Origin of the sequence: Providencia sp. PROV197 (assembly GCF_028479625.1) — a bacterium.
GTDB lineage: Bacteria > Pseudomonadota > Gammaproteobacteria > Enterobacterales > Enterobacteriaceae > Providencia > Providencia vermicola.
The window spans coordinates 38,181-50,158 of the sequence record NZ_JAMPNZ010000018.1; the positions used below are offsets into that span (position 1 = coordinate 38,181).

General features: G+C 44.0%; 12 protein-coding genes. 5 read left to right on the top strand and 7 right to left on the bottom strand.

Features of this window, described 5'->3' with window-relative positions:
• Nucleotides 1–271: 271 nt before the first annotated feature.
• The 7 genes from prmA to acuI all read right to left on the bottom strand — a co-directional run bounded on the left by prmA (nucleotide 272) and on the right by acuI (nucleotide 6,646).
• Complete coding sequence (gene prmA, locus PR808_RS10025; RefSeq protein WP_272539224.1) at nucleotides 272–1,156, bottom strand: 50S ribosomal protein L11 methyltransferase; 885 nt, start codon at nucleotides 1,154–1,156, stop codon at nucleotides 272–274.
• Between the two features lie 116 nt (nucleotides 1,157–1,272).
• On the bottom strand, nucleotides 1,273–2,712 hold the full coding sequence (panF, locus tag PR808_RS10030; protein ID WP_206083524.1) for a sodium/pantothenate symporter: 1,440 nt from the start codon (nucleotides 2,710–2,712) through the stop codon (nucleotides 1,273–1,275).
• Complete coding sequence (locus tag PR808_RS10035) at nucleotides 2,702–2,944, bottom strand: YhdT family protein (RefSeq protein ID WP_206083525.1); 243 nt, start codon at nucleotides 2,942–2,944, stop codon at nucleotides 2,702–2,704. The genes panF and PR808_RS10035 overlap by 11 nt, the downstream gene beginning before the upstream one ends.
• Nucleotides 2,945–3,118: 174 nt before the next feature.
• A complete protein-coding gene (gene accC / locus PR808_RS10040; protein ID WP_206083526.1) occupies nucleotides 3,119–4,465 on the bottom strand; it encodes an acetyl-CoA carboxylase biotin carboxylase subunit in 1,347 nt (448 codons plus the stop codon).
• 12 nt (nucleotides 4,466–4,477) lie between these two features.
• Nucleotides 4,478–4,948 (bottom strand): acetyl-CoA carboxylase biotin carboxyl carrier protein, encoded by a 471-nt coding sequence (gene accB, locus PR808_RS10045; RefSeq protein ID WP_206083527.1) that lies wholly within the window; start codon nucleotides 4,946–4,948, stop codon nucleotides 4,478–4,480.
• Between the two features lie 18 nt (nucleotides 4,949–4,966).
• Entirely contained in the window at nucleotides 4,967–5,431 is a 465-nt protein-coding gene (aroQ, locus tag PR808_RS10050; protein ID WP_272539225.1) for a type II 3-dehydroquinate dehydratase, read from the bottom strand.
• Nucleotides 5,432–5,662: 231 nt separating this feature from the next.
• Nucleotides 5,663–6,646, bottom strand: coding sequence for an acrylyl-CoA reductase (NADPH) (acuI, locus tag PR808_RS10055; RefSeq protein ID WP_272539226.1), 984 nt, complete (start codon nucleotides 6,644–6,646; stop codon nucleotides 5,663–5,665).
• A 607-nt stretch (nucleotides 6,647–7,253) separates the two neighbouring features.
• On the opposite strand from acuI, the gene PR808_RS10060 reads away from it, so the two are divergent.
• From PR808_RS10060 to rng, 5 genes are all read left to right on the top strand, one after another.
• Nucleotides 7,254–8,297, top strand: a complete 1,044-nt coding sequence (locus PR808_RS10060) for a rod shape-determining protein (protein ID WP_047756254.1) — start codon at nucleotides 7,254–7,256, stop codon at nucleotides 8,295–8,297.
• A gap of 83 nt (nucleotides 8,298–8,380) precedes the next feature.
• The gene (gene mreC, locus PR808_RS10065) at nucleotides 8,381–9,343 is read left to right on the top strand and encodes a rod shape-determining protein MreC (RefSeq protein WP_206083530.1); all 963 of its coding nucleotides are present in this window, start codon (nucleotides 8,381–8,383) and stop codon (nucleotides 9,341–9,343) included.
• A 45-nt stretch (nucleotides 9,344–9,388) separates the two neighbouring features.
• A complete protein-coding gene (gene mreD, locus PR808_RS10070) occupies nucleotides 9,389–9,877 on the top strand; it encodes a rod shape-determining protein MreD (protein WP_206083531.1) in 489 nt (162 codons plus the stop codon).
• Between the two features lie 37 nt (nucleotides 9,878–9,914).
• A complete protein-coding gene (locus PR808_RS10075; RefSeq protein WP_206083532.1) occupies nucleotides 9,915–10,502 on the top strand; it encodes a Maf family protein in 588 nt (195 codons plus the stop codon).
• Nucleotides 10,499–11,968: a ribonuclease G gene (rng, locus tag PR808_RS10080; protein WP_206083533.1), complete on the top strand. Its 1,470-nt coding sequence runs from the start codon at nucleotides 10,499–10,501 to the stop codon at nucleotides 11,966–11,968. Before PR808_RS10075 ends, rng begins: the two co-directional genes overlap by 4 nt.
• Nucleotides 11,969–11,978 lie beyond the last annotated feature (10 nt).

The window sequence follows — 11,978 nt, forward strand, 5'->3', positions numbered from 1 at the left end:
GCATTTTTTACGAGATATGAAAGGACAAACTTTGAGCAAACGGTTATTTATCACTAATTTTTTTATCTTGCATTTTTGCAATTTTAAAATTAGTTATATTTAACAAATAGTTAAGATAACTACGTAACCATTTATTAAAATAACTGTTATGCTGTTCAAATCTCGTGCAGAACAGATTATCGCCAGCAACTGAGCAATATTTGAGCTATAAGATAATCTATTCTGCGCTTATTTTCAAAGAAATTATTCTCTGATTTTTATAATTTTTCTATTAAAAATGCTTGACACCTGTGATGCGGCACCATTCTTCTTTCTCGGCAATAGGGTCGATTTCAAAGGTTGCGCGGTAAGCATCTGCGACACTTTCTGCCTGTGTTGCGAGAACACCCGAAAGTCCTAGTAACCCACCTGCACGCGGTAGCACGCTTATCATTGGTGCTAATTCACGTAATGGGCCAGCAAGGATGTTAGCGACGACGACATCAGCTTGGAGCTCTTGGGGTTGGTCTTTCGGTAAGTAGAGAGATAAACGCTCTGAAACGCCATTACGTTCAGCGTTATCACGGCTTGCCGTAATCGCTTGAGGATCAATATCGATCCCGATGGCATGAGCGGCACCGAGCTTGAGTGCAGCGATCGCTAAAATCCCAGATCCGCAACCAAAGTCAATCACCGTTTTACCTTCTAAATCAAGGCAATCAAGCCACTGTAAACACAGGGATGTGGTTGGGTGAGTTCCTGTTCCAAATGCTAAGCCAGGATCAAGCATCACGTTTACCGCAGTTGGATCAGGGACATCTCGCCAGCTCGGGCAGATCCACAAGCGCTCACCAAAGCGCATTGGGTGAAAGTTATCCATCCACTCTCTTTCCCAGTCTTTGTCTTCTAACTGTTCGATTTTGTGGGCAAAACCAGTGCCCAGTAGAGGGCTATTTTCTAATTGAGCAACAACGAATTTCATCTCCGTTTCTGCATCAAATAAGCCAATTACATCAGTATCACCCCACAGACGGGTTTCCCCAGGTAGCGGTTCGAAAACAGGGGTATCGTGGCTGTCTTGAAATGTTACAGAGACTGCGCCTGTTTCAATAAGTTCATCACCCAGTGCTTCCGCATGTTGGGCTGTGGAGTTAATTTTGATTTGGATCCAAGGCATAGTATTCCTTAAATGCTCACTATGTTTTGGGCTATCGCGTAATTGGTGCAGATAGCCCACACGATTTAGAGCATGAATGTCATATGACGAGACAATGTCAAAAACAGGTCTCTAAATTAATTTGTCGTCAATTGTACTGGATTTTTGCCAAAAAGATTACCGACAAGAAACGCAATTAGGCTAAAAATCAGTGATGGTACGATGGCGTGGAAATCCATGATTTCGATTTTGAAGCTTGCTAAGATTGCATAGCTTACTCCTCCGACAACCATGCCACTAACCGCGCCCGTTCCGTTGGCTTTCTCCCAATACAGTCCGAGTACCAGTGGCCATAAGAAAACGGCTTCTAACCCACCGAAGGCTAACAGGTTTAGCCAAATGATCATTTGTGGTGGGTTCCACGCAGCAATGAGGAGTAATGCGCCCAAGATCAGAGTAGAAAAGCTGGAGATCCGTGCGAGCTTCTTCTCATTTCTTATTTGTTCTGGTGCTGCGTTCAGGTAAATATCTTTGACGATAGTTGCTGAAGATTGCAGTAATTGGGCATTAATGGTGGACATAATTGCCGCCATAGGCGCTGCTAAGAAAATCCCTGCGGCAAAAGGCGGTAGTACTTGTACCATCAAGGTTGGAATGACTTGGTCAGGGATAGTGAGGTCAGGTATGATTGCTCTACCTAATGCGCCAGCAAAGTGCATTCCAAACATCAATACCGCCATCACGATAGTGCCCAAAATAATACCACGGTGAACGGCTTTACTGTCTTTGTATGAAATACAGCGTACCGCAGTGTGCGGTAAGCCAATAACACCAAAGCAAACCAAAATCCAGAATGATGCTAAGAACGGCCCACTTAGAATATCATCGCCCCCTGCTGGGGAGACTAATTTCGGATCAATAGACTGTATTTTTTCAATTGCAGCAGGGAGGCCCCCTGCATGATAAATGATGGCAACAAGTAAAATCACCGTGCCAAGCAGCATGACGAGCCCTTGTAAGGCATCGTTTAATACACTCGCCCGAAACCCGCCAATCGCGGTATATAGCGCGATGGAGACACCGAAGATAATTAACCCATATGTGTAGGGAATACCTGCGGCGGTTTCGAGTAGTCTTGCCCCGCCAATAAACTGTACAGTCATTGCCCCAAAGAAGGCAATCAACAGGCTAACACTAGCGAACCAGACTAAAAATCGACTTTGGTAGCGAGCGTACAGCATATCGTTTAGAGTCACTGCATTATAGCGACGCGCCAAGATAGCGAATTTTTTCCCTAATACTCCGAGAGATAACCAAATAGCAGGGAGTTGGATCATAGCAAGGAGCACCCAGCCCAGGCCATATTTATACGCTGCACCAGGCCCACCAATAAATGAGCTTGCGCTAATATAGGTTGCTGTAATGGTCATGGCTAGGACAAAGCCGCCCATGGAACGGTTACCTAAAAAGTACTCATTGAGGAATTCCCCTTTCGTCCGTTTTCTATAGGCGTAGACGGATAACAGGAAAACTAGTGCTAGATAACCAATTAAAGGTAGAAGAACTTCAATCTGCATCCTTCTCCTCCAGAGGAATATCTTTAAAAATGATTTTGACCATCATAATGCAGAGCAAAATAAAAATGACGGGGACAATAATGCATGACCACTCAAACCATAACGGTAGACCAGTGATACCACGCGTATTGTCGGGTAGATAGGCACTAATTATCCAGCCTATCATGTATGCGATGGTCAAATAAAGAGACCAACGCGCTTCCTTATTGGATTGAAGAAAACGTTTATCCATCCGTTATTCCTCCTCACTCACAGAAAAATAATCAGGGATTGTACGATAATCCGCAGGTAGAGTGTAAGAAAAGGCAGAATAAAAGTGCGAGAAAAGGTATTTAATGCAAAAAAATGCCGCGAAGCAGGGCTTTGCGGCATTAATTGACGATGAGTCAAACAGACAATTTCAAAATTACTCAGAAATGCCCAGTTTTTTCTCTAAATAGTGGATGTTAGTTCCACCTTTTTGGAAGTTTTCATCGTTCATGATCATTTGGTGCAGTTCGATGTTGGTTTTGATGCCATCAACGATTAACTCATTCAATGCATTTTTCATACGAGAAATAGCAATTTCACGGGTTTCACCATAGGTGATCAGTTTACCAATCATTGAGTCATAGTACGGAGGCACTGTATAGCCTGCGTAGATATGAGATTCCCAGCGTACACCGAAGCCACCTGGAGAGTGGAAGCGTGTGATTTTACCTGGGCTAGGAATAAAGGTTTTCGGATCTTCTGCGTTGATACGACACTCAACCGCATGACCGTGAACCACAATATCTTCCTGTTTCACTGATAATGGTAAACCCGAAGCAATACGTAATTGCTCTTTGATTAAGTCAACGCCCGTGATCATTTCAGTCACTGGGTGCTCAACCTGAATACGGGTATTCATTTCGATAAAGTAGAATTCACCGTTTTCGAACAGGAATTCAAAGGTACCTGCACCACGGTAACCGATTTCAATACAGGCATTTGCACAGCGTTCACCGATGCTACGGCGAATTTCAGGGGTGATCCCTGGTGCAGGTGCTTCTTCAACCACTTTTTGGTGGCGACGTTGCATTGAACAGTCACGTTCTGCTAAATAAACCGCATTGCCTTGGCCATCAGCCATAACTTGAATTTCAATGTGACGTGGGTTTTCAAGGTATTTCTCCATGTAAACCATATCATTATTGAAAGCGGCTTTCGCTTCAGCACGCGTCAGATTGATGGAAGATTCCAAATCTTTTTCGTTGCGAACCACACGCATACCACGACCACCACCACCACCAGATGCTTTGATGATCACAGGGAAACCGATGCGTTTTGCGATGGTTTTATTTTTTTCGGTGTCATTACCTAGTGGGCCATCAGAACCTGGCACGCACGGAACTCCTGCTTTTTTCATCGCGTTAATCGCAGAAACCTTGTCACCCATTAGGCGGATGGTTTCAGCTTTGGGACCGATAAAAATAAAGCCCGAGTTTTCAACTTGTTCTGCGAAATCAGCGTTTTCAGCCAAGAAACCATATCCTGGGTGAATCGCTTGTGCGCCTGAAATTTCTGCTGCGGAGATAATCGCAGGGATATTTAAGTAGCTTTTTGCAGAGGCTGCTGGGCCAATACAGATAGTTTCATCAGCCAGCAACACGTGTTTTAGATCGCTATCAGCCGTGGAGTGAACCGCTACAGCTTTGATGCCTAATTCTTTACAGGCACGCAAAATACGTAGTGCGATTTCCCCGCGGTTTGCGATGACAATTTTTTCCAGCATGGAGACGCCTCGTTATTCGATGACAACTAATGGCTCGTCAAATTCTACTGCATCACCGTTTTGCAACAGAATGGCTTTAACAACGCCTGCTTTGTCTGCTTCGATTTGGTTCATCATTTTCATCGCTTCAACGATGCAAAGTGGGTCACCAACACTCACAGTTTGGCCAATTTCAACGAATGCTTTCGCTTCTGGGCTTGGCGCACGGTAGAACGTTCCTACCATTGGTGAGCGAACTTGATGCCCTGCAACGGTTGCAGGAGCAGCTGGTGTTGCCATTGCTTCAGATGGTGCAACAGCATTTGCCAGCGCAGGTTGTTGTGCAACAGGTGCTGAGTAAAATTGTTGAGGTGCAGCCATAACTTGAGAAGCAGGAGCGACACGGCTGATACGTACTGACTCTTCACCTTCAGAAATTTCCAGTTCAGAAATGCCAGACTCTTCGACCAGCTCGATCAACTTTTTAATTTTACGAATATCCATGGATATGATTCCGTACTCTTATATTTGGATTGAATTAATTAGGCGCACGCGGTTAACCGCTGCCTGTAAAGCAAAACGGTAGCCATCAGCACCTAGACCACAAATTACACCGACAGCTTGGTCGGAGAAATAAGAATGTTGGCGAAATGGTTCTCTCGCATGCACATTAGACAAGTGGATCTCGATAAACGGGAGACACACCGCCAATAACGCATCACGTAGAGCTACGCTAGTATGTGTGAATGCAGCCGGATTGATGAGAATAAAATCAACATCATGGCGTGCTGCATGAATTCTATCGATCAGTTCATGCTCTGCATTTGATTGAAAATGACTCAATTTTACACCTAACTGGCCTGCTTCAACGTCCAATTTTGCGACGATATCAGCAAGAGTCTGGTTACCATATTTATCTGGCTCCCGTGTACCTAGCAGGTTTAGGTTTGGCCCGTTCAAGAGTAAAATGTGAATATCTTCTGCCATTATGCTGCTAACTCCGACGATATATCAATAGTCCGACAACATAACGCGATGTTGAGCGTTTGTCATCTTTTATCATAAAAATAAATGGAATTTCTACCGACAAAGGACGCTATTATAATTATTTCGTGGCATATAGCAGCAAAATACTGGTCTTATCAGAGAAATTACCCGAATTTATTTTGTGAAATGTGCGGTAATCCGTATTTTTGCCAGAGAGCCGCACGTATTCGGTTATTTTTCGCAAAGATTGACTAGAGTACGTCCAGTCACTTCATTTTTTAAGAGTTTTTTTGCATATTCTGCAGCTTCTTCCAATTTGATTTCAGAGCATACTTGCTCATAGAAAGCAGCTGGCAGCAATCGTGCAAGGCGTTCCCAGACTTTCGCGCGTTTTGCCGCAGGAAAATAGACTGAATCGACTCCTTGTAGGCGCACATTACGTAAAATGAAAGGCATCACACTGGTCGGTAAGTTAAAACCACCAGCCAAGCCACAAGCTGCAATGGCACCATTATAATGGGTTTGTGCCAGCAAGTTAGCCAGCAATTCACCACCAACGGTATCGATAGCCCCTGCCCAAAGCTGTTTATCGAGTGGTTTTGCGGGATGTGTAAAATCACTGCGCGGTAAAACGCGTTTTGCGCCTAGCGTCTGCAAATAAGCGTTATTTTCTTCACGTCCAGAAATGGCGACCACGTCATAGCCTAATAAAGATAACAGTTGAACCGCGGTGCTGCCGACACCACCACTTGCCCCACTGACAACGATTTCGCCTTTATCTGGCGTAATGCCTGCATCTTCTAGAGCCTGGACACACAGCATAGCGGTAAAACCCGCAGTGCCAATAATCATCGCCTGTTTTAAAGAGAGTTGCTCAGGAAGGGGGGTTAAATAATTTGCAGGAACACGGGCTTGTGAGGCTAAGCCCCCCCAATGGGTTTCACCGACCCCCCAACCTGTCAATAAAACATGCTGCCCAACTTGAAAACGAGGGTCTTCACTGTGGTGAATGACGCCAGAAAAATCGATACCAGGCACCATCGGGTATTGTCTTACTACACCCGCTTTCCCATTAATGGCGAGCGCATCTTTATAATTTAGTGTGGACCAGTGAATATCGACTATAATGTCCCCGGCAGGTAGCATTTCTGTTGTCAGAGATTGGATATTAGCGGTGATTTTTTCATCGGATTTGTTTAGGACGAGAGCTTTCATCGTTCACTCCTAGTGAAATGATTAAATATGTCATTTAAAATGCCGAAAATTTAAAGGTATTTCATTGACGTAATAACGGTTCTTAAGCTATTAGTAATGTAATTATTTTGTAAAATTTTATTTTTTTCTGGCATAAATAGGCTTTTATCATGCAAAATAACGCATCACGACGAATTCATTTTGCGTACTAATACAAATTTGCCTCATTTTTGGTAGATAATAGAGCGAACACTCGTGAAATTCATCTGATTTGTAGTGAAAATAACCAGTGCGTAGCAATAATAAAAAGATATAAATATTATTTGAACTTGTAGTCACAATTACTTGTCACACTGGGAATACAAACAATGGAGTATATAACAGCCAAAGAGTAGGGGTTATTTTTACGTAATTCTATCTAGTGATGGGAAAAGTGAAATTAATATCTATTTTTGAGGTTTTTATCTGCTTCGTTTCGATAAGAAGCATGTACAGTACGGTACGTGAAAAATAGATGAATTGACCATATTTATAGAAGCAGCTCATTAACGTCTTGAGGCCGCTTCAAGTGGTTGGTAGAGTAGACGGGTTTATATTCGTCCCCAGCTTGCAGGATAACTCTTTCGTTATGTTTAAAAAATTTCGTGGCATGTTTTCTAATGACTTGTCTATTGACTTGGGTACGGCCAATACCCTCATTTATGTCAAAGGACAGGGCGTAAAATTAAATGAACCCTCTGTAGTCGCTATCCGTCAAGACCGTGCAGGTTCGCCGAAAAGTGTGGCCGCAGTCGGTGGTGAAGCCAAACAGATGCTGGGACGTACACCAGGTAATATTTCTGCAATCAGACCAATGAAAGACGGCGTTATTGCTGACTTTTTCTTGACTGAAAAAATGTTACAACACTTCATTAAACAAGTTCATAGCAACAGCTTTTTGCGTCCAAGCCCTCGCGTGTTGGTCTGTGTACCTGTCGGTGCAACTCAAGTTGAACGTAAAGCCATTCGCGAATCCGCCTTAAGTGCTGGTGCGCGTGAAGTCTTCTTAATTGAAGAGCCTATGGCTGCGGCTATCGGTGCGGGTCTTCCTGTATCTGAAGCAACAGGTTCAATGGTGGTTGATATCGGTGGTGGTACTACGGAAGTCGCTGTTATCTCATTAAATGGTGTGGTGTATTCATCCTCTGTTCGTATCGGTGGTGACCGTTTTGATGAATCCATTATTAACTATGTTCGTCGTAATTATGGTTCACTGATTGGTGAAGCAACGGCTGAGCGTATTAAACACGGTATTGGCTCTGCATTCCCAACTGATGAAGTGTTTGAAATTGAAGTCCGTGGTCGTAACCTTGCTGAAGGGGTTCCACGTGGTTTCAAAATGAATTCAAATGAAATCTTAGAAGCATTACAAGAGCCGTTAACGGGGATTGTTAGCGCGGTTATGCTTGCACTGGAACAGTGTCCACCTGAATTAGCGTCTGATATTTCAGAGCGCGGAATGGTCTTAACGGGCGGTGGTGCACTTCTTCGTAATTTAGATCGCTTATTAATGGAAGAGACTGGTATTCCAGTTATCGTTGCAGAAGATCCTCTAACCTGTGTCGCCCGTGGTGGTGGTAAAGCGTTAGAAATGATTGATATGCACGGTGGTGACCTGTTTAGCGAAGACTAAATGGCCAACTATAAGCAGTTAGGTTGGTGCCTAGCTGCTTTGACTATTTTTGATCCTCTGACATTAGCGAAACTTAGCCACACATGAAGCCCATTTTTAGGCGAGGTCCATCCCTACAGTTACGCATTTTTTTTGCGGTAATTATTGCACTTGTGCTGGTGGTGATTGACCATCGATTCGAGCCCTTCAATAAAGTCCGTAACTACTTAGACACGGCGGTCAGCCCATTCTATTTTTTAGCTAATGGCCCACGTCAGTTCCTAGACAATATCTCAGAAAGTTTCTCTTCACGGGAACAGCTGCAATTTGAAAACAAAGCATTGCGCCAAGAGCTGCTACTGAAAAAAGCCGATAACCTATTACTGGAACAACTTAAGCAGGAAAATGCGCGCTTAAGGGAGCTTCTCGGTTCGCCATTACGCCAAGATGAACACATGATGGTGACGCAAGTTATTTCAGGTGCGAACACGCCTTATCGTGATCAAGTGGTGATTGATAAAGGCAGTAATGAAGGCGTTTATGAAGGTCAGCCCGTTATTAGTGATAAAGGCGTTGTCGGCCAAGTGGTGGGAGTGAGTAACTTTAATAGCCGCGTATTATTAATCTGCGATACCACACATGCTCTTCCAGTACAGGTTCTGCGCAATGATGTGCGTGTCATTGCCGCGGGTTCAGGGTGTGCGGATGATTTACAGCTTGAGCCATTACCTGAAAACACCGATATCCGAGTTGGGGATGTGCTCGTTACCTCTGGCCTAGGTGGGCGTTTCCCTGAAGGTTACCCCGTTGGGGTAGTCTCTGCGGTGAAACATGATACACAACGTGCATATACTATCATTAGCGCCAGACCAAGTGCTGAGCTACAACGTTTACGTTATCTTCTGCTTTTATGGGGTAATGATAGTGACCCGAAAACGCCGTTACAGCCATCAGAAGTGTACCGTGCAGCAAATGAACGCTTAATGAAAGTGCTCCCGCAAGTTTTACCGAATCCAAGTGAAATTCAAGGGCCACCATTGCCACCATCAATGGCACCGCAACCATAGGTAAAGGAAATATTATTATGGTTATGGGTAGGAGGAATGAATTAAATGGATGAATACCGTGGTAATGGACGTGCTATTATCTGGCTGTCCTTTATTATTGCTCTGATTTTGCAAGTCATGCCATGGCCAGAACAGCTTAATTTTTATCGGCCATCATGGTTGCTGTTGATTTTAGCGTATTGGGTGATGGCGTTGCCACACCGCGTGAGCGTTGGCACCAGCTTTATTTTAGGTATTATTGTTGACTCCATTCAAGGCTCTGCTCTGGGCGTTCACGCGCTTTCCTTCAGTATTATTTGTTATCTCGTCGCCTATAAACATCAATTATTACGCAATATGGCGCTATGGCAGCAAGCGCTCGTCATTATGTTGTTGACCATTATCCAAGATCTGGCGGTATTTTGGGCTGAGTTTTTATCATCTCAGGTATTATTCCATCCGCAAGTATTCTGGAATAGTCTCGTCAATGGTATCCTGTGGCCATGGCTGTTTTTGCTTTTACGAAAAATTCGTCGACAGTTTTCAGTGTGTTAAGGGCTTTAACTGTCGTATCTGACGGAAAATATTTTTTATGAATTTAATCTATTTGGCATCAGGTTCACCCCGCCGACGCGAATTGGTGCAATATCTTGACTATTCTTTTGAAATTTTACGTCCAGAGGTAGAGGAACAGTGGCAACCGGGTGAGACGCCAGAAGGTTATGTACAGCGACTAGCGTGTGATAAATCCTTAGCAGGTGTTGCCATTGCACCAGAAGATAAGCCTGTCTTAGGGGCGGATACGATTGTGGTTCTGGATGGGAAAATCCTTGAAAAACCAAGGGATGACCAGCACGCTCAAGAGATGCTCAGCGCGTTATCGGGTAAAACTCACCAAGTGATGACAGCGATAGCAATTTCCGATCGCCAACAGACATTACACGAGTTGATTGTGACAGATGTGACATTCAGCGGGTTATCTTTACTTGAAATACAGGATTATATACAGTCAGGTGAGCCTATGGATAAAGCAGGGGCCTATGCAATCCAAGGCCTTGGTGGTCGTTTTATTCGTAAAATTAATGGCAGTTACCACGGTGTAGTGGGTTTACCTTTGGTCGAAACAAATGAATTAATTCAACGATTTTTAGCGTTAGGTGATGGTAAGGGGAAGTCATGACAGCGGAACTACTAGTGAACATTACACCATCTGAAACGCGCGTAGCTTATATTGATGGTGGGATTTTACAAGAAATACATGTTGAGCGAGAAGCAAAAAGAGGACTTGTAGGGAATATTTACAAAGGCCGCGTGAGCCGCGTTTTACCCGGAATGCAGGCGGCCTTTGTTGATATTGGTCTGGAGAAAGCCGCCTTTTTGCATGCATCCGATATCATGCCGCACACCGAATGCATTGCGGGTGATGAGCAAAAAAACTTTCACGTCAGGGATATTGCCGAACTGGTTAAACAGGGCCAAGACCTGATTGTACAAGTGGTAAAAGACCCGTTAGGAACCAAAGGGGCGAGGCTGACGACAGACATTACTCTGCCTTCACGATATTTAGTTTTCATGCCAGGAGCTTCTCATGTGGGGGTTTCTCAACGCATTGAAAGTGAAGAAGAAAGAGAACGCTTAAAGCAATGTGTTGCCCAATATTGTGATGAAAATGGTGGCTTTATTATTCGTACTGCAGCGGAAGGTGTGGGGGAAGATGAAGTCAAACAAGATGCCGCTTTCTTAAAACGTCTTTGGGCAAAAGTTATTGAGCGGAAAAAACGCAATGTTACCCGAACAAAGATTTACGGTGAATTAGCGCTCGCTTTTCGTATTATCCGTGATTTTGCAGGCGCTCATCTCGATAGAATTCGCGTTGACTCCCGTTTGACCTATACTCAATTACAAGAATTTATCGAAGAGTATGTGCCAGAAATGACGGCAAAGCTGGAGTTATACCAAGGTAACCAGCCGATTTTCGATTTATTTGATGTTGAAAATGAAATTCAACGGGCGATGGACAGAAAAGTTGAGTTGAAATCAGGTGGTTACCTGATCATCGATCAAACTGAAGCCATGACCACCATCGACATCAATACGGGGGCATTTGTTGGCCATCGTAATCTAGAAGAAACCATTTTCAATACCAATATTGAAGCGACTCAAGCGATTGCACGTCAGTTACGCTTACGCAATTTAGGCGGGATTATCATCATCGACTTTATTGATATGACTGATGCTGAGCACCGCCGTCGTGTATTAGCATCGCTGGAACAAGCGTTAAGCAAAGATAAAGTTAAAACGACGATCAACGGTTTCTCGCAACTTGGCTTAGTGGAAATGACCCGTAAGCGGACAAGAGAAAGCCTTGAACACGTATTGTGTGATGATTGCCCAACTTGCCAAGGCCGTGGTACGGTGAAATCAGTGGAAACGGTATGTTATGAAATCTTACGTGAAATTGTGAGAGTTCACCGCACGATCGATGCTGATCGCTTCTTAGTCTATGCATCACAAGCTGTGGTGGATGTGCTCAAAGGGGATGAATCACACGCACTAGCTGAAGTAGAAATCTTCGTTGGGAAGCAAGTGAAAGTTCAGACTGAGCCGTTATACAGCCAAGAACGCTTTGATGTTGTGATGATGTAGCCTGTTTGCT